Source organism: Flavobacterium sp. NRK F7 (assembly GCF_024054195.1).
Taxonomy (GTDB): Bacteria; Bacteroidota; Bacteroidia; order Flavobacteriales; family Flavobacteriaceae; genus Flavobacterium.
Genome location: NZ_JAMXLB010000001.1, coordinates 3,348,298 through 3,368,696 on the forward strand (window position 1 = coordinate 3,348,298; position 20,399 = coordinate 3,368,696).

19 protein-coding genes are annotated in these 20,399 nt (G+C 29.9%); 2 read left to right on the top strand and 17 right to left on the bottom strand.

The features are described from left to right. Positions 1-17 precede the first annotated feature (17 nt). The gene (locus NHF47_RS15275; RefSeq protein ID WP_252765750.1) at positions 18-896 is read right to left on the bottom strand and encodes a glycoside hydrolase family 25 protein; all 879 of its coding nucleotides are present in this window, start codon (positions 894-896) and stop codon (positions 18-20) included. Continuing rightward, on the bottom strand, positions 883-1,620 hold the full coding sequence (locus NHF47_RS15280) for a phosphatidylcholine/phosphatidylserine synthase (protein WP_252765751.1): 738 nt from the start codon (positions 1,618-1,620) through the stop codon (positions 883-885). Before NHF47_RS15280 ends, NHF47_RS15275 begins: the two co-directional genes overlap by 14 nt. 289 nt (positions 1,621-1,909) lie before the next feature. On the opposite strand from NHF47_RS15280, the gene NHF47_RS15285 reads away from it, so the two are divergent. Continuing rightward, the gene (locus NHF47_RS15285; RefSeq protein WP_308219276.1) at positions 1,910-2,956 is read left to right on the top strand and encodes a PorV/PorQ family protein; all 1,047 of its coding nucleotides are present in this window, start codon (positions 1,910-1,912) and stop codon (positions 2,954-2,956) included. 37 nt (positions 2,957-2,993) lie between these two features. Further along, entirely contained in the window at positions 2,994-4,106 is a 1,113-nt protein-coding gene (locus NHF47_RS15290) for a DUF4105 domain-containing protein (protein ID WP_252765753.1), read from the top strand. Between the two features lie 33 nt (positions 4,107-4,139). Here the strand turns inward: NHF47_RS15290 and NHF47_RS15295 are convergent, their stop codons facing one another. The 15 genes from NHF47_RS15295 to pseC all read right to left on the bottom strand — a co-directional run bounded on the left by NHF47_RS15295 (position 4,140) and on the right by pseC (position 20,395). Then, a complete protein-coding gene (locus tag NHF47_RS15295) occupies positions 4,140-5,522 on the bottom strand; it encodes an exopolysaccharide biosynthesis polyprenyl glycosylphosphotransferase (protein WP_252765754.1) in 1,383 nt (460 codons plus the stop codon). 69 nt (positions 5,523-5,591) lie between these two features. After that, positions 5,592-6,602 carry a glycosyltransferase family 4 protein gene (locus NHF47_RS15300; RefSeq protein ID WP_252765755.1) on the bottom strand — a complete coding sequence of 337 codons (1,011 nt, stop codon included), beginning with the start codon at positions 6,600-6,602 and terminating at the stop codon, positions 5,592-5,594. Continuing rightward, positions 6,574-7,929, bottom strand: coding sequence for an O-antigen ligase (locus NHF47_RS15305; protein WP_252765756.1), 1,356 nt, complete (start codon positions 7,927-7,929; stop codon positions 6,574-6,576). The genes NHF47_RS15300 and NHF47_RS15305 overlap by 29 nt, the downstream gene beginning before the upstream one ends. A 15-nt stretch (positions 7,930-7,944) precedes the next feature. Next, positions 7,945-8,814 (bottom strand): hypothetical protein, encoded by an 870-nt coding sequence (locus NHF47_RS15310; protein WP_252765757.1) that lies wholly within the window; start codon positions 8,812-8,814, stop codon positions 7,945-7,947. 1 nt (position 8,815) lies between these two features. Further along, the gene (locus tag NHF47_RS15315) at positions 8,816-10,243 is read right to left on the bottom strand and encodes an MBOAT family protein (RefSeq protein WP_252765758.1); all 1,428 of its coding nucleotides are present in this window, start codon (positions 10,241-10,243) and stop codon (positions 8,816-8,818) included. A 5-nt stretch (positions 10,244-10,248) separates the two neighbouring features. After that, positions 10,249-11,268, bottom strand: coding sequence for a glycosyltransferase (locus NHF47_RS15320; RefSeq protein ID WP_252765759.1), 1,020 nt, complete (start codon positions 11,266-11,268; stop codon positions 10,249-10,251). Between the two features lie 3 nt (positions 11,269-11,271). Then, positions 11,272-12,429, bottom strand: coding sequence for a glycosyltransferase (locus NHF47_RS15325; RefSeq protein ID WP_252765760.1), 1,158 nt, complete (start codon positions 12,427-12,429; stop codon positions 11,272-11,274). After that, positions 12,430-13,638 (bottom strand): glycosyltransferase, encoded by a 1,209-nt coding sequence (locus tag NHF47_RS15330; RefSeq protein ID WP_252765761.1) that lies wholly within the window; start codon positions 13,636-13,638, stop codon positions 12,430-12,432. Beyond that, positions 13,628-15,013: a hypothetical protein gene (locus NHF47_RS15335; RefSeq protein WP_252765762.1), complete on the bottom strand. Its 1,386-nt coding sequence runs from the start codon at positions 15,011-15,013 to the stop codon at positions 13,628-13,630. Before NHF47_RS15335 ends, NHF47_RS15330 begins: the two co-directional genes overlap by 11 nt. 3 nt (positions 15,014-15,016) lie before the next feature. Continuing rightward, the gene (locus NHF47_RS15340) at positions 15,017-16,369 is read right to left on the bottom strand and encodes a surface carbohydrate biosynthesis protein (RefSeq protein WP_252765763.1); all 1,353 of its coding nucleotides are present in this window, start codon (positions 16,367-16,369) and stop codon (positions 15,017-15,019) included. Next, on the bottom strand, positions 16,366-17,403 hold the full coding sequence (gene pseI / locus NHF47_RS15345; RefSeq protein ID WP_252765764.1) for a pseudaminic acid synthase: 1,038 nt from the start codon (positions 17,401-17,403) through the stop codon (positions 16,366-16,368). The genes NHF47_RS15340 and pseI overlap by 4 nt, the downstream gene beginning before the upstream one ends. Next, positions 17,378-17,968 carry a GNAT family N-acetyltransferase gene (locus NHF47_RS15350; protein WP_252765765.1) on the bottom strand — a complete coding sequence of 197 codons (591 nt, stop codon included), beginning with the start codon at positions 17,966-17,968 and terminating at the stop codon, positions 17,378-17,380. The genes pseI and NHF47_RS15350 overlap by 26 nt, the downstream gene beginning before the upstream one ends. Further along, positions 17,952-18,533, bottom strand: coding sequence for a GNAT family N-acetyltransferase (locus NHF47_RS15355; protein ID WP_252765766.1), 582 nt, complete (start codon positions 18,531-18,533; stop codon positions 17,952-17,954). Before NHF47_RS15355 ends, NHF47_RS15350 begins: the two co-directional genes overlap by 17 nt. Next, entirely contained in the window at positions 18,520-19,218 is a 699-nt protein-coding gene (gene pseF, locus NHF47_RS15360) for a pseudaminic acid cytidylyltransferase (protein ID WP_252765767.1), read from the bottom strand. The genes NHF47_RS15355 and pseF overlap by 14 nt, the downstream gene beginning before the upstream one ends. Next, positions 19,211-20,395, bottom strand: a complete 1,185-nt coding sequence (pseC, locus tag NHF47_RS15365) for a UDP-4-amino-4,6-dideoxy-N-acetyl-beta-L-altrosamine transaminase (protein ID WP_252765768.1) — start codon at positions 20,393-20,395, stop codon at positions 19,211-19,213. Before pseC ends, pseF begins: the two co-directional genes overlap by 8 nt. Between the last annotated feature and the right edge of the window lie 4 nt (positions 20,396-20,399).

Here is a 20,399-nt window from a genome sequence, read left to right on the forward strand (position 1 = left end):
TAAAACTATTTTTTGATTTATGGTTTAGTACTTTCAATAAATTTTACAAAATCGCCATTAAAGACATTCAAATCTATCATTCCTTTGATACCTTCAACTTTCGCTTTTTCAGTAAATTGCCACATAAACCATTCTTTTTCGGGCTTTTTTTTCCAAATATTGTAATTGGCAATCCAAAAAGGGTAATCAGAAAATTCCTTTTTCAAAAAATCATTGTAATAACTTTCTCCAGTATAAATAATAGGCTTCATTTTGTAATGGGCTTCTATTTTGTTTAGCCAACGATGTAAACCTAATTTCAAACTATCTAAAGATTGCGTTTTAGGCAATTTTTCAATATCTAGAACAGGTGGAAAGTCTCCTGAAGACAATTGAACGGTTTGTATAAAGTTATTTGCTTGTAATATTGAGTTTTCATTAGGCCGATAATAATGATAAGCACCTCTTACAAAATTATTCTTTTTTGCTTCCTTCCAATTGTATGAAAATTTACTATCAACCTTATCCTTTCCAGCAGTAGCGCGAATAAATGCAAATGACAAACTAAAAGTATCTTCTACTTTTTGTGCTCTTTCCCAATCTATATTTCCTTGGTATTCCGAAACATCCATGCCAAAAATAAAATCTTGGTGCTCACTCAACACTTCATAAATACGAATATCGGCAATTGCACGTTCTTCTTTTGTGAGGCCGTCTAAACTATTCGTTTTAAAACCCAAATAATACAAAACCCCGTCTTTAAACTGATAGATTCCAAGACTAATGATAATTATCGCACAGAAAAACAAGACATAACCTATACTTTTAGCCAAAGAAAAATTGCTTTTTTTAACCGTTTTTTTTCGAGTAGCTGGACGCTTATTTGAAGAAAGTATCTGAGGCTTATTTTTTTTCAAATCGATTGACTATTATAGAGATACTAATGTAACCTAAAATAATTAATGGAATAGCAACAAAATTGAACAACAACAACAAGGCTATTGCAAAAATTATAAATAAAATTTGAAGTTTAGCTTCGTCCCAACTGAACTTTTTAAATTTTAATGCAAACAGTGGAATTTCTGCATTTAATAAATAACAACTTAAAAGTGTAATTCCAAGTAAAACATAAGGGTTATATAATGCATCAGTCAACCATTGATACGAATCTACATATTGAATCATTGGAATACTCATGATCAATAAAGCATTTGCAGGTGTTGGCAATCCAATAAAAGAATTGGTCTGACGAGTATCTATATTAAAGTTAGCCAATCGATAACAAGAAGCTAATGGAATTAAAAGTCCTAAATAAGGTACCACCCCCATATAATAGGTCGCTTCTGTAAGCATATATTCGGGTTGGTTTTGTTGAATGGTATCAAACAATTTGAACATCATTAATCCAGGTACTACTCCACTAGTAACCATATCGGCTAAAGAGTCTAATTGCAAACCTAATGCACTTTGCGCTTCTAATTTTCTAGCTAAAAATCCATCCCAAAAATCAAAAAATATACCTAAACAAACCAGTAAAAAAGCATGATCATAATATCCATTAAAAATACAGATAATGGCAATTAAACCACTCAACAAGTTTAAAAGTGTAAAAGTATTAGGTATTGACTTTGTAATATTCATAATAACGTGCTTAAAAAATGCTCTTAGTTGGTTTGTTTAACCCTGATGGTAGTAAAATCTTTTTTTATTTTAAAAGTAACCTATTTACAATCAACTAATTACTTTTTCAATAAAAAAGATTGAAACGAACAGCAGGAAAACGATTTAAAAAGAGCCTATTGTTTGGTTTTTACTAATTTTAGAACAAATGTAATACAATAAGTTAATACATTTAGAGTTTACTAATTAAGATTTTTATTTCATCTTTGTAAAAAATTAATTTGCTTTGAAAAATACGTTTGTTGTTGTTTTGTTTTTTTACACCTTAACCTCAAGTAGTCAGACTTTTAGGAAATATTCCAATGAATTTTTAAGTATTGGAGTAGATGCTGCAGCATTAGGAATGAGTAATGCGGTTACAGCTCATACTGGAGATGTTAATTCGGGTTATTGGAATCCTGCTGGTTTACTGCAATTAGAAGACAAACAAATTGGTTTAATGCATGCCAATTATTTTGCTAATATAGCACAATATGATTATGCTGGGTTTGCTATGCCTATTGATGACCGAAGTGCTTTAGGTATATCTATAATCCGTTTTGGTGTAGATGATATTCTTAATACTACACAGTTAATAGATAGTCAAGGAAACATTGATTACAATAGAATTTCACTTTTTTCGACAGCTGATTATGCTTTAACTGTTTCCTATGCTCGAAGCTTGCCTGTTCAAGGAATTAACTATGGAGTAAATGCAAAAGTAATTCGCAGGGTAATTGGAGATTTTGCTAACTCTTGGGGATTTGGTTTTGATTTAGGAATTCAATATCAAACTGAAAATGAATGGATGCTTGGCTTAATGTTGCGTGACATTACTACAACTTATAATACTTGGGCCATTGATACAGAAGAATACGAAAAAATTAAAAATGCAATTCCAGGCGAAAATCAAGAACTTCCTGAAACCAGTGAAGCTACTTTACCTAAAGCACAATTTGGAGTTGCTAAAAAATATATATTTCGATACGATTATAGCCTAACAGCAGCTGCTAACTTAAACATGCAATTTACTCAAACGAATGATATTATTTCAACCAATTTAGTGAGTATTGATCCTGCACTAGGATTTGAATTTGGTTATGTTGATTTGGTTTTTTTAAGAGCAGGTGTGGGTAATTTTCAACAAATCACTCAAATAGACAATACACAAAAATTAAGTTTCCAACCCAATATTGGTTTAGGGTTTAAATATAAAGGTATACAAATAGATTATGCATTAACCGATTTAGGTGACCAAAGTGCCGCTTTGTATTCCAATATTTTTTCTCTAAAAGTTGATTTTAGTATCTTTAGATAGGAACATAACCTAAATAATGTTTTTGAAATAAAACGATATGATAAAAAAAATACTGTTCTCCTTTTTACTACTCCTTACTTTTACTTGTTATAGTCAAAATATAAGTTTATCTGACCAAGCAGAAGTGAGCATCTTAACATGTGGAACTGGAAATGAATCTTATTCTTTGTATGGACATACGGCAGTTCGTATTAAAGACATACCGAATCAACTTGATATCGTTTACAATTATGGAACTTTTGATTTTGAAACTCCAAATTTTATTTTAAAATTTGTAAAAGGAGATTTACAATATTTTATGTCGGTAAGCAATTATCCTAATTTTGAATACGGATACCGATATGAAAACCGTTCCATTTATGAACAAAAACTTCAACTCACTTTAGCAAAAAAACAACAGCTCTTTGAATCCTTAAATTCAGATTTACAAAGTGAAAATCGTTTCTACACTTACAAGTTCATTGATAGGAATTGTACTAACATGGTTGTAGACAAATTAAATACCATTTTGAGCGATACTATTATTCAGACCCAAAAGCCTGTTGAAATAACCTATCGCGAAATTTTATTCCCTTATTCAAAAAATCATTTTTGGGAACAATTGGGAATTAATATTATTTTCGGAACCAAAGTGGATCAGAAAGCGGAACGATTGTTCTTGCCCTTTGAATTTCTTGAGTCTTTAAAAAACACAACTTTAGACAATAAACCTTTAGTTTCAGAAACAACAACATTATTTGAAGCAAAACCAGTTAATTATACCCGTTCTTTTTTCAACAGTATTTACCTTGTCATCATTTTACTTTTAATCCTTGTTTTGTTGTATAACAAAAGTATCAACCTTATCTATTTTGGCTTTGTAGGTTTAATTGGTGTTTTTTTATGTGGTGTTGGTTTCTATTCGTTACACAAAGAAGTGATGTGGAATTACAATGCTTTATTATTTAACCCTCTCTATTTCGTTTTCCTTTATTACTATTACAAAAACAATAACAAAAAAATGCTTTTTTGGGGAAAAATTATAGCCGGATTATTACTGGTTTATTTACTATATATACTTAACAAAGTACATTTATATCTAATGACTCCATTTATAGTGGCTCATTTTATTTTCTTAAGTAGAATAATTGTAACACAAAAGAAAGGGTAAATATACTTACGTAAAAGTGTATCCAAAAATAAACTATTGTCCTCTTGCAAAAAGGATGGTACTCAATGTTTTCATTACAATATTAATATCCAAAAACAAACTTCTATGTTTAATATAATATAAATCGTAACGCAACTTCATTAAACTATCTTCCAAAGAAACTCCATAGGGATAATTTACTTGTGCCCAACCTGTTAATCCAGGTTTAATGACATGTCTCGTTTGATACAACGGTATATTCTTTGCAATTTCATCCACAAATATTGGACGTTCAGGTCTTGGTCCAATAAGAGCCATTTCTCCTTTTAATACATTTATAAATTGAGGCACTTCATCAATTCTTGTTTTACGTAAAAATCGACCAAATGGTGTTACCCTTATATCATTTACTTTGGCAAACACAGCTCCTTCTTGTTCTGCATTTACAATCATCGTTCTTAACTTATAAATTTCAAAAGGAATCCCATTTTTACCAATACGTTCTTGTTTATAAAGAAGTGGCCCTTTATTCCACAATACATTAAATAATGCAATAAATGGCAAAATACACAATAAGCTCAAAAGGCCTACAATGGATAAGAGTATATCTAAAAAACGAATATAAAAAGCATATAAGGCATTTTGATTACTTCTACTAAATGGGAAAAATTTATATAATTCTTTGTCTTCAAAATGAATCGGCAAACGATTGGTGCTGTATTCATACACTTCAGCATATTGTCGTATTACAATCCCTTTTTCGAGTAACTTTAGTAATTGAGAATATAATGCAACAGAAATTACTTTATTGTTATCATTGGTAACTACAATTTCAGAAATATAATGATTTGAAAAAAAAGACTCCAATTCGGAAAGAGATAAACTTTGCAATGTTGTCTTAACAATTTTATCATCCGTGGGAATAAAACCAATTACTTTATAATGCGGATTCACTCTTGTAAGTTCATCCACTAATTTCTCCACTTTTTTACTACTACCCACAAACAATACTGTCTTTACAAAACGGTTTGCTGCTAAAAAATAAATATAAAAGTTTCTCCAAAGTAACAAAGCGGATAAAATTGCAACAAAGAAAAAAACAATTTGAAGTCGGTTGGACGGAAGTATTGGTGTATAAAAAGGAGTTAATAAATATAACAGAGTTGTAACAGCCGTTGTCAAAATTGTACTTCTTAAAACGAGAAATTTATTATTCGCGATTTGAAGGTTATACATTTCAAATATAGTTCCTATACTCGTTATATATAAAGCCAATACTATGGTCCAATAATAACTGGTGGCTGTGATTTGAAAATAAGTAAAATTAAAATATTTCCCAATTAGGAATAAAACCAGTAAAACGAAAAAAATATCAAAAACACGAAGTAAAATCTTCCGTTCCGATATTTCAAAGTGTATTTTTCTAGAGTTTGACATAATTTGGGGAATTATTTCCTTGCAAATTAAGGAATAAATTAGCAACAAATTATCGAAATAGTAACTTTTCTATCGTAAAATTAAATTCCATTGCTCTTTTACTCTATTCCAATCCATAGTTTCCACAAGTTTCCTTCCAGCATTAGTTCTAGAACATGCAGCATCTGAATGAATTACAATGTTTTCTATTGCCTGACACATAGCAAATACATCACTATCATTAACTAATAAAGCATTTTCATGATCGGTTAGTAAAAAAGGCAAACCACCTACATTGGTTGATACGATTGCTAATCCAAGAGCCATTGCTTCCAAAACGCTTACTGGTGTGTTATCAAAATGAGTAGTATTGATAAAAATATCATGTTCAGATGCTAATTGCCACCAAGTTTCTTTAGAAAGTTGTCCTGTAAAATAAACTGAGACTCCTAAATCATTTGCTTTTTGTTGTACTTCTTGTAAACTACCGTCTTTATCAGGTCCAACCATGGTAAGTGTTGCATTAGGATATTTCTTTTGAAGTTCAAATAAAACTTCGACTGCCATGACAGGATTATAAATAGTTGCAAAAGCTCTTACCCAAAGTAATTTAGGTTGAAAAAGATTTCTCTTTTTAAATTCATAATTTTCAATGGAAATTGTATTGGGTATATGTATCGTATTGATAAATCCTTTAGCTTCAAAAATGGTTTTTAGATAATTAGATGGAGCAACATTTCTCCAAGCATTTTCAAACAGTAATCGACATAAAAAAGGATTTCTTTGTAAGCGATTAGGTAAATTACCACCATGTAGTATAGGAATATATTTTAATTTCAGAATTCGCGCCAACTGGCTTGTAATCCATGCATACCAAAAAGCTTTCGTACTATAGGTATCGATAAGCACATAATCCGTTCGGTTTGAATTACGCAATAATGTAAAAACCATATCGAAAACTCTAAAGAAAAAATTCTTTTTTGAAGAAACTGAAACAACTTCATATCCTTCTTCTTTAAGTGATTCTCCTAAAGTTTCTACAGTTGTTTTGTTCAAACCGTGTTGAGACAGTTTATTCCCTATGTACAGTAGGTTCTTCATCTTCATTACTTAATTTTATGCGTATAAGAGATAATCCATAAACAAAAGCTGGAGCCGCTAATCGCATGGCTGCATGATTAATGGTTAGCAACCAAAATATAAAAAAGGATAAAGCAAAAATGTTTTGTCTATTCATAAAGAAAAAAAGTAAAGGTGTTATAAATAAAATTAACAAACCTATAATTCCTAACACGCCATGCTCTGCGAGCATTCTTGATATTTCATTATGAGAAGCGGCTTCAATTCCAGTTAACATCTCTCTATACTCTTTGTTTTTACCGACACCTACACCTGTTATTGGGTTCTCATAAAACATTAACAACTCCGATTCTATTAATGTCTCTCTACCTGTTAATTTACTTCTCTTTTCTTTTCCACTTGCATCCTGATTAGCGTATCTCTTATCAATTAAACCTCCAGTTGCTACTGAACTATAAGTCCATATGCCTAAAGCTAAAAAGGAACCTACTAATACCATCACTACAACCCTCATTTTTGCTTTAGAATTGACCAAAGTAAAAGTAATTAAAACTAAAAGTAATATCATTCCAACACCCACATAAACACCTCCTCTAGAAAAAGTTATGATGCCTCTAAAAGAAACAACAACTAAAAGGAAAAGAGTAATAATTTTATCTGTTTTCGTTTTTGAAAAAATATAAAAAATAGTAAAATATATAAAAATGCCAAACCCTAAAATTGTCGACATTTGATTAGGACCAAACCCTCCAGAAGTACTATGATTCGATTCGGTACCTGTAATTACAGAACGTATATCTGGAGCATAGAAAATTAAATAAACCACAATAGATAATATAGGTAATCCAAACGCTATAAATATTTTTTTTATTTCCGAAAAAGTAACCACTCTACCCATACAATACAAAGCGGAGAAACCAAGACATACAGGACCAGAAATATTAAACGCTATTGCTTTTCTAATATTAGTATCAAAGCTTAACGTATGAATTCCATAAAAAACACCTGGTATTAATAAAACTATGAAAATTAGATAAATCATACTCGCTTTATAGGTCTTTTTATACAAAATACCCAAAAACATTAATAAAATAATATTGTATTTGCCATATTCGTTAATGTACATTCCGTTAGTCATTCTCAAAAAAACTTCCACACCAACAATGTAAGCACTTACAATAAGAACCTCATTGTTCTTATTTTTGTTTTTAATAACGATACCATAACCTAACAAAAGAATTATCAAGCTAAAAATTTTTGCTAAAAAAGGAATAGCAAAAATTATTGCACCTAAAACAGCATGAAATCCTAATAATAAGAGATAATAATTTTTACTTTTCTTAAACACTTTAACTTTTCTTATTTATTTTAAATATTTTGCAAACTCTATCGAACATTTCCGCCTTCCAATTTGATTAACATGAATATTATCATAAAACATTTCCTCGCCAATAAGGAAATTGGATTGATCAATTATACTATCATCATGAATTTTTAATTCTGTTTTGAATATTGGAGAAATGTAAGTTCTTAATTTAATATTATTTTGAGAACAAAACTCTTTAATTTTAAAATAAAATGGATTATTAATAACAACATCTATTTTATCCATTTCTAATTTATAAGGCTTACCATTATTTGGATAAGAGAAATTACCTTTTTGATCAAAACGATTTCTTTTTTTAGGGTCAAAAAAACTTAAAATTGATGGATAGAAAATTTCAGTATTGTAATAACTCACTCCTATAATTGGAAAATATCTGGAAAAAGACAAGGGTTTAAATGTTTTTGTTTCCAACTCATTGTAATAATCAAACACATAATCTTCCTGAACGTAAGGAAGAAAACGATAATCATTATTATTTAATTTTGGATTCTTATTTTTTAAATCCCAAGGCGTAACTGCTAAAACCAAACATTTCGTACTCTTATTTGAAGCTTTAAAATGCTGTAGCATTAAAAAATGAGAATTTAAAGAGGTGTCATCCATACTGATATTCAAGCCTTTTTTATTTGTAATGGAATCAATCAATTTCGTATCTAAAGTTGTGAGTCCTGTACTCGATCCTAATACAACATAATCAAAATTTGTATCAATTACAGTATTTTTAACGAATTCAGGTTTATAAAAATTCGATTTACCTAAAATTTGCAAACTCAGAAATGCGATACCATTGAAAAGCAATAAACTCATCAATACATAAAATGCTATTTTTTTTATAAACTGTTTCATATCAAAATTGAAAATATATAAAAGACAATTGATTGCGATAAACCCCCATAAATAAAAGCATTGCCACTAGTAAAAAAAGCATTCCTTTAGACAAAACGATTTCTCCATTATATTTTTTCAAAAAACACCATTCTAATAACAGCAATGTAAAAGATGAAACAAATACTATTGCTGACAATAAGATATATTTAGCGTTTTTAATGTAAAACTGAATGCTAATGGAATCGAATTGAAGCATTCTATGTAAATAATCAAATGCAATTGAAACTGAATCAGCCCTAAAAAATATCCATGCTAAAGATACTAGTAAAAACGTAAGAATGATTTTTGGAAAATCTTTATAACTATAACCTACATTGGATAAATTCCTTCTATTTTTATTGACCAATAACAATGGAATAAATAAAAAAGCGTGCAAGCCTCCCCACATAATAAAAGTCCAATTAGCACCATGCCAAAATCCGCTAACCAGAAAAATGACAAACACATTTCTAATCTGATACCATTTAGATCCTTTACTACCGCCTAAAGGAATATATAAATAATCTCTAAACCATGAGGACAAAGAAATATGCCATCTTCTCCAAAAGTCGGCAATATCTTTGGCAAAATAGGGAAAATTAAAATTTTTCAATAATTCAATTCCAAATAATTTAGAAGTTCCAATTGCTATATCAGAATAGCCACTAAAATCACCATAAATTTGGAAAGCAAATAAAAAACTTCCAATCCATAATTCAACAGCTGTAAAATTAGTATGATTTTCAAACAATTGATTTACAAAAAATGCACAATTATCAGCAACTACCACTTTTTTAAACAATCCAAATAGGATTAATTTAATTCCTTGAATTCCTTGTTCATACTGAAAAAAACGTTTTATTTTCACTTGTGGTAATAAATGCGTTGCTCTTTCAATAGGTCCAGCTACCAATAAAGGAAAATAGCTCACAAAAAGAGAATAATCAATAAAGTTTTTTTCTGGTTGTATCCTTTTGTAGTAAATATCAATTACATAAGACAACCCGTGAAACGTATAAAAAGAGATTCCTACTGGCAAAACTAATTGTAATAAATAAGGATGCACTTCTAAACCAAAACCCTGAACGAATTCTGTAAAAGAAGAAACAAAAAAATCATAGTATTTAAATACACCTAAAAAACCTAAATTTATACTTATAGTTAACCACAACCAAAATCTTCTTTTGGTTTTCGATTCATATTTACCCATCATTATACCACTAGTATAATCCAAAATAGTAGAAAAAATTAATAAAAATAAGAAGCGCCAATCCCAACATGAATAAAAATAATAACTAGCTAAAATTAATATTGTGTTTTGAGTTTTTTTGGATTGGTTAAACACAAACCAATACAGCAAAAAAACAATTGGAAGAAAAATGGCAAATGTTACTGAATTAAAAAACATAATGCTTATTTTATTGAAGATTGAAGAATAGCAGTAATCGTCTTTACTACTTTTTTATCACTATACTCATTCAATACTAATTCCCTATTCTTTTCTAGATTATTTCTTTTATTTTCAATAATCGAAAGTTTCATAGCTTCTATACTCATTATTTTTTCTATATTCCCATTTTTAACCCATTCCTCAAGACTTTCGTGATATAATGCTAAAACACTTGTTCCAGCTGCAAAAGCTTCTAAAAAAACATTAGGAGTTCCTTCTAAGATTGAAGTTGAAATTAAATAATCCGCTTCATATAAATAAGGTCTTACATCATCAACATTTTCTAAAAACTGAATAGGCAAATCATTCGATTGTTTCTTTAAATCTTCCATTAAATAACCTTCACCAAGAATTTTAGCGTCAACATTAAACCTTGCAGCAACCAATAATGAAACAAGACGTATAAATAAATGGGGTTGTTTAACTTCTTTTAAACTTCCAATAAATACTAAATTGACAGTATTATTACTCAATTTAGGCTTATATTCAAAATGAGATGCATCTATTATATTTGGCACCAATTTTAATTCTTTTACATAAAATATTTTTTTACAATTCTGTATCGCGTTTTTCGAATTTGCAATAATGATTTTAGGAAAAAAATAATGCAACCAAGAAAAGAATCCATTGGCTTCTTTTTCAGCTTTACCATTACTTCTTATGGAGCCTATACTAAAAACTCCTAAAAACATTCCTATTAAGCCTACATACAAACCCGTGTAAAAATGAAAACCATAAATAATATCTGGCTTGAAACTCTTGGCAACTTTAAATATCCTATATAATTTAGAGAACTTATTGGATGTATTTTTTATACTTTCAACAGTAATTCCAAGTGTTCTAATTTCATTCTCGTAAAACTCTCCCGATGTTAAACAAATTACTTTAATTTCATAATTTTTGTTCAACAATCTACACAAATAATACAATTGTTTTTCCGCTCCTCCTCTGCCTAAAGTTCCTGCTAAAAATAATATTCTCATGAGTTAAATACGATTTAATTTAACATTCCATGCTTTTTCCAAATGCAAACCTATTTCATTAGCCCAAGCTTCTAAAGTAAATTGCTTTGAATAGGCAATTGCATTTTTACTCATTTCAGAAAGTTTATTTGTATCAGAAAGTAATAAATTGATACTTTTAATAACATTCTCAGCATTTCTCTCTTCTAGTAATGCTCCCGATTTTGAATCTATAATCATTTGGCCTAAAACAGATACTGGTGTGGTTATTACAAGTAATCCTTGACTCATTGCTTCTAAAACTACTTTTGGAAATCCTTCTGAAGCAGTTGGGTAAATAAAGAAATTATTTTTTTGCAAGACTTTTAAAACTTCCTCGTGATTTAATTTACCATAAAAACGAACTTGTTCCTCAACTTGCATTTCAATCGCATAACGCTTAAGTTCCTCTAAATAACTACCATCACCGACTACATCAAACGTAAAATTTATTCCTTTTTCTTTCATTTTATATAGGGCTTCAATGACAATTTCAGTACCTTTACCTCTTTCTTGTCGACAGACTATACAACAACGAAATGGATTATCCCAATTTCTTTTGGTGTCAAAACTTTCAATTTCTTGCAAAGTAAGACTACTTGAAAAAATCCATTGTATATGCTTGTTTTTTAGGGAAGGCGATTCTTTTGATCCTCCTGTTGTTAAAAAAACCTTTTTTCCTCCAGCAAATTTCTCCATGTACCAATGCCAAAATTGTTCTGCTTTTGTGCGCTGTACAAACCAGTTTCCACAATGTCTAATGTACAAAGGTTTCTGGAACAAATGGGCGAGCATAAAACCAATTGTCCCTATATTGCTTGGAATTGGTGCGTGAATAGCATCACATTTCATAATCTCATAAATGAATTTTGGCAAATAAAACAAAAGCCAAAAAGGCATAAATAACTTGTTGAACATTCCTCTTTTGATCCAAACATTAACGGGTAAAATGGTAATGGTATTATTCGTAAAAAACACTTCTCCCTTTGGCATTCTATCAATTTGAGGAACTATAATTCTTGTTTCATCAAACAATTTAGACAAATAATCCATATGCATGGCAAAGCCTCCATCTGTAGCCCATTTTGTAGGTGATGCATCACTTTCCCAACATTCTTTATGTGAAAAAACTAATAATCTCATTTAATCAACCATTTGTATTAAATCGGATGCAAACTTTAAATAGGTCTTTTCAAAAGTAAACTCCTCTTCAATTATATTTTTTGCATTTTTTGCAATTTGGGTACGTAAATCTACCTGTTGCAAGGCTATCTGAATATCTTTCTCCCAAACGCTACGCGAAATAAGTACATTTTCTTTATCTATAAAACCCATTCCCCAAACCGCATCTTCAGTAGTTAAAATAGGGATTTCATAATGCATTAACTCTATTAATCTACTTCTGAAACCATACTTCCCTTCAAAAGGAATTACTGCTAAATCTACACCTTTAAAAGCCTCTTCTAAATTTTCAACAAACCCTAACATAGTAATTCCCTTTTTTTCAGCAATATAACCTTTTAAAAAAGAAGGTGCATTAGAACCCACTATTATTAAATGAATTTCAATTTCTTTTATCTTTTCAATAGCTTGAATTACCTGCAAAGCAGCTTGTGAATTTCGAATACTACTCAATCCGCCATAATAAACAACAGTATACTGGTTTGGTATTTCTTTTTTCACACGCGTAGTTATAATAGGCTTGAGTTTAATTCCCATTGGAAAATAATAAATTTTTTGGTTAGGGAATTTTCTTTTAAGAATCTTTTCTTCTTCTTTATTAATCGCAATTACTACATTAAAATTCTCTTTTAAGGCTATTTCAAATTCTAAATGAGTATATCTTTTAATTAAAAAAGATTGGTATATTTTGGGGAACCACTTTTTTTTACGAATAAATTCTGTAAAGGAATTCAATAAGATGTTATGTGTATCACAAATGACAAATATCCCTCTATTTTTGAGTCTTTTCGCTAATTTATATAAATGCCAATATTCAAAAAGTACCACATCAAATTTAGTTGCCAATTCATTTTCAATCCCATCAAATAAAAACGGAATGGAAAAATTAGATTCTTTACCATAACCTAAATAAGGTAAAAATTTAAATAAAAAAGCGACAAGCCAATTTGGCTTTTTATTTTTCACATAAACAATTGAAATTCTTTTATTTACAGAGCGTAAAACTTCTATTTTATCTGAATAACTTTTATTTTCATGTAATGTAAAAATGGTTAGCTCTTCCCATTCATAAGCTAACGCCAATAAGGTATTATAGACACGCTCTACTTGTCCGCTTCCTTTTGAAAACGGATTAACATGACTAACAATAGCTATTCGCTTACTTTTCATTATGAATAGTAACAATTACACTTACAAAATTTTCCTTTACACTTTGACTTAAATTATTTTCAAAAAAATCAGCTATGAGTTTTTGTCTTTCTATACCATATTCTTCAGGGTTTTCAATAGCATTTTTCAATAATTTTTTCAAATGTGCTTCATTAATTGCTACTTGAACGGCTCCACTTTCAACGATAGGTTTATAATGATCAAAACTATAAAAGCGCGTGTAATTATAAGGATAAATATTTTTATCAGGTGGATTATATCCTACATTGATTGCAGGCTTATTTAACATGCATAATTCTAAAGAAACTGTTGATGCCACATTAATTCCTGCAATAGCATTTTTCATTAAACTTACAAAAAATTCTTGATCACTTATTAAAGGAGTTTGAAAATTAGGTTCCCAATCTACTTCAGGAATAAGAATATCTTTTCTTCTTGTTTTTAATTCACTAAATACGGAAGCTGTATCTTTTGCGTAGGTTCTAACTACAAGTTTTATTTCTGGTTGTATGGAATAAATAATATCGGCAATTCGCTCTACTACATAAGGCTCATAAGGCATATGATGACTCATTCCAGAAGAATATAAAAAATATTTATCCTCTAAATTAAGCCCGAGTTTTTCATACAATTCATTTTTAGACAAACATTTATCCTTATCAAAATGATTGATAAATTGAGGAGTCCCAGTTACAATTACCTGACTTTTTTTAACATGAGGATAAATTGTATGAAAATCATTTTTAATTTTTGAATTCCATGCAAAATAAAAATCATATCTCGGCACAACGCGTCCTTGCGAAGTAAGATTATCCCATGAATATAAAAAGGTGGCGGTCTTTATATTTAAATTATTAGCGGCATAAACTAACGGCAATGCAATTCGCGCATGCGAGTGAGAAGTATTAAAAACCAAATCAAATTTATTTTCTAATAAAAATTTCTGATATTCCAATACTTGCTTTTCTTTACTCGCAAGCCATGCATCAATTTTTTCAGCCCATTGTAGGGTTTTACGATGTGCTAATAAAACCGCAATGCTTTTCTTGATTCTTCTAATAATTTTTTTCTTAATAGAATTCGCTTCCACATCTCTCATTTCCCATCGCACTTTAGCAGCTTCTGACCACATATAACGATTGTGAGCCAAATCAAAAATTTCAAAGAAAATTTTATATCTATAAGAAAATTTTTCTGTTTTTAACTCGTATAGTTGATTTGAATTTTCAGCCAATAATTTCCAAATAGTCTCATTGGGCTTAACAGCATAAAGTGTTACATGAAAGTATTTCATTATATCTTTAACAATACCAGTGTAGATAAAGTTTCGTATGGTTTCTCCTCGAGGTAATATGATTAAAATTTGGGGTTTCATTGTTTATACAAAATCATTAAGCTTATTGTAAAATTCATGAACTTCATTTGGTTCAATATTTACTTCGTTACTATTATTTTTTTTCTTTCTAAAAAGTCTTTTAATATAAACCTTTGGCCTTAATGAGGTTTTTCTATCGAGCCTTAAGAAATCTTTGACTCTATTCATGAATCTAGTGTCTACTTCTTTTCGATATTTGAGTAAATTATTTTCAAGGTTTGTTTGATCCGTTTCATTCCATTTTTCGAGTATCATTACAATTTCATCAGCAACCCTTTTATATGCGAGGCCATCTAATTTGCCAAATATACCTTCTAAAAAAATGGTCACATTATCTACATTCCAATTTTGATATTCTTTACTTTTTATAAATGCATCTAACTCTTCTAAATTATTGATTAAGTAGGAATAATCAAGATGTTCTTTATAAGTTTTGCTATTGTAATCGGCATCATCTAATTGAACAACTGGTTTCCCTAACAACCAAGATTCTAAAGCTGTAGTACAATTTCTCTGAATTACTAAATTACTATATTGCAAAAAAGGTCTCACATTCTCATTACTAATTAATTTAATATTGTTAACTCCTTCGAAAACTGTTTCATAATTTGAAATATATGCTTCAGAAGGATGTGATTTGTAAAAGAAAACTATTTCTGGATTGGATACTGCTAGTTTTTTAATGATAGTTGTATGATTTCTAAACTGCTTTTGATTATCATCATAAAAATTACGAATAATTTCATCTGAAAAATTAGCTTTCTTTTTATATCTTGAATAAAATTTTTCAAAACTATATCCTTGATAAGGAGTAGTAGACATATAGGTTATAATCTCCTTATAATCTTGTAAATCATATTTTTTTATAAAATCCAATTTACTAAATCCAAATGAAGACAAACTGGTATTGGTTAAAAAATCGAACCTTGGACTTCCAGTGACAATCATTTTTTGAGAAAACTCATCTGAATAATCTAAATCCTTTACACGCTTTACCATTTGGTTGTTCCAGACTAAGTACTTTGTTACGTTTAATTTATCGGCATTTGGATGACCAAAGATTTTGTCGAAACTAGAAATGTCTTTGTAATACCCTTCTGTAAAGAGTAATACAACTTTAACACCAACCGAGTTTGCCCAAAAAGCAAGTTCTTTTTTATGATCCCATACCAAATGATCCATAACTAATACGGCCGGCTTTAGTTTTTCAATCTCTTGTTTCACAGAATAGCCATGAATAAATTGAGATTCTACCGCATAATTTTTATACAAATAATAGCCTACTAGAGCATTCCCTTCAAAATCTCTTGCTTTATATGTTGTTATAAAAAGTACTTTTTTTTCAGATAAATTCATTCTAAATCCTTTTTTAAAAATCGCTCACCTTTTTCAAAGTCCCTATCTGCTTTTGTCCCTAGAATTTCATTATAATGTTTTGGATGCAACCCAAATCCTGGCCGCACTGATTTAAGATTTTCCACAGTAAAAACAGCTCCTTTTTTTACGTCTTGAGCGATGTATAACGACCTACAAAATTCTCTTCCTTTTATTTGTTTTTCAGTTAATGCATAATCTACTACACCAATAGCCTTTTCTGCTTCTCTTACCGCTTTTACCATCGAGGAAAATTCAGTTTCATCCATAGAAAAAGAAGCATCTGGTCCACCTATTGCTCTATCTAAAATAAAATGTTTTTCAATAATTTTTGCACCAAAAACAGTCGCAACTATCGGAACAGTATTTCCCATCGTATGATCGGACAAACCCGCAATAACATTATATTTTTCTGCTAAATCTTTTACCATACACATATTCGCTTCTTCAATAGGCGCTGGATAACTGGACGTACATTTAAGTAATGCGATATTTTTATTTCCTACTTTATAACAAGCTTCTAATGCCATTTGAATATCTTCTTCAGTAGCAACACCAGTTGAAATAATGACGGGTTTCATTTTAGAAGCTACGTATTCAATTAAAGGAATATCTGTAATTTCAAATGATGCAATTTTATATGCTGGAGTACCTAGTGTTTCTAAAAAATCAACTGCTGACTTATCAAATGGAGATGAAAAACAGACTAAACCTTCTTCTTTCGCTACTTTAAATAATTCAGCATGCCATTCCCAGGGTGTATAAGCCTCTTTATATAAATCATATAATTTTCTTCCATCCCAAATGGTACCTTTTATTAAAAAATCTTCTTTTTCGGAATCCAAAGTAATGGTATCTGCGGTATATGTTTGTAATTTAATACAATTTGCACCTGCCCTCTTAGCAGCTTTGATTGTCTGAATAGCTGTTTCTAAACTTCCATTATGATTTGCGGATAATTCAGCTATAATAAAAACGGGCCCGTTATCATTAATATGAAAAGTATCTATTTTCATTATCTTTTAGTTCTTTTATTTCTACTTCCGTAAAATATTTTGGATTATAACATCCTACCAGAATTCTATCTTCATTCTTTCCATCGACCATGTAGAATCCTTTTAACCTACCTTCAATTATCCACCCTGCTCTATGATATGCTTTTATTGAGGCTACATTAGATACATACATCCCACCATATAACTTTCTAATGTCAAATTCATGAAAGGCCAATTCATTACCTAATTTAATTGCTTCGACTGCTAGACCTTTTCCCAAAAAATTTCTATTTCCTATCAAAGCTACTAAATCTGAAGTTTTATGAACAAAATTAATAGGACCTAACTTTAAAGTTCCAATTAGTTCATTATTTTCATGTACGAATATTCCAAAAGTAAACAAGTTTCCTTTTTGCTTTCCTTCTTCAATGGATTGCAAAAGCCTTTCTTTAGTAATTTTATTTTTAGAATTAGAATAAAATCGCATTAACTCTTCATCATCAAACCAAGCCATTACAGTATCATTAATGTTATGAATTTCAATCTCCTTTAGGTACAATCTTTCACTTTTATATTGATTTTTCATGATTATTTTTTTTTACATTTAATTTAGCGTGAATAACAACATCAATATATTGATTTTCAATAAAGATATGTTCTTTTAAAACAGCTTCTTTCTTATATCCATTATGCTCAAATATTTCATATAGATGAGGCCTTACATCAAAAGCATAGGTTGCAATTTTATGCAGATTTAATTCTTGAAAAGCAACATTTTCTATTAGTTTTAGAAAAGAGGACCAATTTTCTTTGAGAAAGTTCTTTTCTAATTCCGTTTTCATCACAAATGAAATCTCAGCATTTTTATCTTTCCAATTGATATGAACTAATCCGCCATATCCAATAAAACTATTATCTTTAAAAAAAGAAAATAAAATTTGAGATGGAAAATCGACTTCAAACAAGTTATTAACTACCGTATTAAAATAAGTATCTTGATCTTCTACAGTTAATAATTTTTCTTGTCTTAAATGATACAATTGTTCATTTCTAATGGTCATAATTTCATACTTATCACTATCTCGTATAGGCTCGATATGAAAATTTTCAATAGAAAAAACCGACTGGGATATGCATTTATATTTTCTCATTTTCTTTAAATAATTGATACTTTATTTCTGCTAGCTTCCAATCTGTTTCATTATCTATATCTTGCACCATAGTTTCTTCCAAAACAATACTACTCGAGTTATTTGTTAACACTGCCTTTTTGTCTAAAACTGCCTTGGTATTCATGAAATAAAACTGTCCTACATCGTGATAGGTTTGTTTTAAGTCTTGCGAACGTGTTAATGCAAACTCATGATTTACAAATTCAATTTTTTCTTTTATAAAGTGTAACGCTCTTTGTATTGGAAACGAAAAGGGAACAACTGGAAATACAGAATCCCAATTCTCCTCTTTTAATTTTTTATAAGCTCTTTTTATATCTGAAATTTGAATTAATGGCGCACAAGCGTAAAGACAACAGACATATTCAAATGTTATTTCTTTTTTTGCATAATTATTTAAAACCTCTTCAATAACATCATACGTTGTAGCAAAATCATCACTATTTTTATGACTCCTAAAGAAAGGCACATTTGCACCATATTGAATTGCAATTTCAGCAATTTCAGTATCATCAGTAGAAACCATGACCTCATCAAATAAATTGCTTTTTAATGCAGCTTCGATAGAATAAGCAATGATTGGTTTTCCTAAAAAAAATTTACAATTTTTCTTTGGTATTCTTTTGCTGCCGCCCCTCGCAGGTATAATAGCTATATTAGACATAATATTCCTTAATCATTCTAATTACAAAATCTTGCTCTTCTTCAGTTAAAGTTGGATACATTGGTAAACTGATACAATCTTTATAATAGGCTTCAGCAATGGGTAAATCACCTGTTTTCCAACCTAATTGTTTATAGTAAGGCATCAAATGGCAAGGTATATAATGAATTTGAGCGAAGATATTATGTTCTCTTAGATAATTATAGAGACCTAACCTATCTTTTACTTTAATCACATATAAATGATAGGCGTGTCCTTCTACAATTCCAGACTGGTCTTTTATGAAATCTTCACCTAAAAAACTTTCATAATACTTTGCAGCAATTGCAGTACGTCTTTCAATTCCTTGATTTGCTCTTTTTAATTGGCTAATTCCTAAAGCAGCTTGAAAATCGGTAAAACGATAATTATAACCTAACTCCTGCATTTCCATATACCATCCAGGAAAAGAACCTTCATTTTTTTCCGTACCGTTTGCAAAAGCAACCGTGTTTTGAAACAACTCCTTGTCTCTAGTTATGCCATGAGTTCTTAGAGTGAGTAATTTTTGATACAACTTTTCATCATTGGTAGTAATCATACCCCCTTCTCCTGTTGCAATATGTTTAACGGGATGAAAAGAAAAAATAGCTAAGTCAGCATATTTTCCATTACCACAATTTTGTTTAGTCCCTTTACTATCTATAAAATATCCACCAGGAGCATGGCAAGCATCTTCTAATATCCAAAGATTGTGTTGGTTTGCCAAATCTTTTAAAGCTTCTAAGTTAACGGCTCTTCCAGCAAAATCAACAGGAATGACACCTGAAAAAGTACCTTTAGGATGACTTTCAATTACTTTTTTGAGTTGTGGAATATCTATTAAATATGTCTCTTCATTTATATCAGAAAACACAATTTCGCCACCACAATAACGGATGCAATTTGCTGAAGCAGCAAAAGTTATAGGTGTGGTTAAAACTTTAGAATTCTCATTAACACCTAAAGCAAGAGCACTTAAATGCAAAGCTGCCGTTCCATTTGAAACAGCAACAGAATATTTGCAACCTATGTAATCTGAAAATGCTTTTTCAAAAGCTAAAATAGTGGGCCCTTGAGTTAAAAAATCACCTTTTAAAGCTTCCGTTACAGCTTTTATATCTTCTTCTGTTATATTTTGTTTCCCGTAAGGTATCATAGGA

Bases quoted from the DNA above. Each gene is read 5' to 3' on its own strand.
- NHF47_RS15280 (WP_252765751.1), bottom strand. From the start codon at position 1,620: ATGAATATTACAAAGTCAATACCTAATACTTTTACACTTTTAAACTTG.
- NHF47_RS15290 (WP_252765753.1), top strand. From the start codon at position 2,994: ATGATAAAAAAAATACTGTTCTCCTTTTTACTACTCCTTACTTTTACT.
- NHF47_RS15295 (WP_252765754.1), bottom strand. From the start codon at position 5,522: ATGTCAAACTCTAGAAAAATACACTTTGAAATATCGGAACGGAAGATT.
- NHF47_RS15300 (WP_252765755.1), bottom strand. From the start codon at position 6,602: ATGAAGAACCTACTGTACATAGGGAATAAACTGTCTCAACACGGTTTG.
- NHF47_RS15310 (WP_252765757.1), bottom strand. From the start codon at position 8,814: ATGAAACAGTTTATAAAAAAAATAGCATTTTATGTATTGATGAGTTTA.
- NHF47_RS15315 (WP_252765758.1), bottom strand. From the start codon at position 10,243: ATGTTTTTTAATTCAGTAACATTTGCCATTTTTCTTCCAATTGTTTTT.
- NHF47_RS15320 (WP_252765759.1), bottom strand. From the start codon at position 11,268: ATGAGAATATTATTTTTAGCAGGAACTTTAGGCAGAGGAGGAGCGGAA.
- NHF47_RS15325 (WP_252765760.1), bottom strand. From the start codon at position 12,429: ATGAGATTATTAGTTTTTTCACATAAAGAATGTTGGGAAAGTGATGCA.
- NHF47_RS15330 (WP_252765761.1), bottom strand. From the start codon at position 13,638: ATGAAAAGTAAGCGAATAGCTATTGTTAGTCATGTTAATCCGTTTTCA.
- NHF47_RS15335 (WP_252765762.1), bottom strand. From the start codon at position 15,013: ATGAAACCCCAAATTTTAATCATATTACCTCGAGGAGAAACCATACGA.
- NHF47_RS15340 (WP_252765763.1), bottom strand. From the start codon at position 16,369: ATGAATTTATCTGAAAAAAAAGTACTTTTTATAACAACATATAAAGCA.
- pseI (WP_252765764.1), bottom strand. From the start codon at position 17,403: ATGAAAATAGATACTTTTCATATTAATGATAACGGGCCCGTTTTTATT.
- NHF47_RS15350 (WP_252765765.1), bottom strand. From the start codon at position 17,968: ATGAAAAATCAATATAAAAGTGAAAGATTGTACCTAAAGGAGATTGAA.
- NHF47_RS15355 (WP_252765766.1), bottom strand. From the start codon at position 18,533: ATGAGAAAATATAAATGCATATCCCAGTCGGTTTTTTCTATTGAAAAT.
- pseF (WP_252765767.1), bottom strand. From the start codon at position 19,218: ATGTCTAATATAGCTATTATACCTGCGAGGGGCGGCAGCAAAAGAATA.
- pseC (WP_252765768.1), bottom strand. From the start codon at position 20,395: ATGATACCTTACGGGAAACAAAATATAACAGAAGAAGATATAAAAGCT.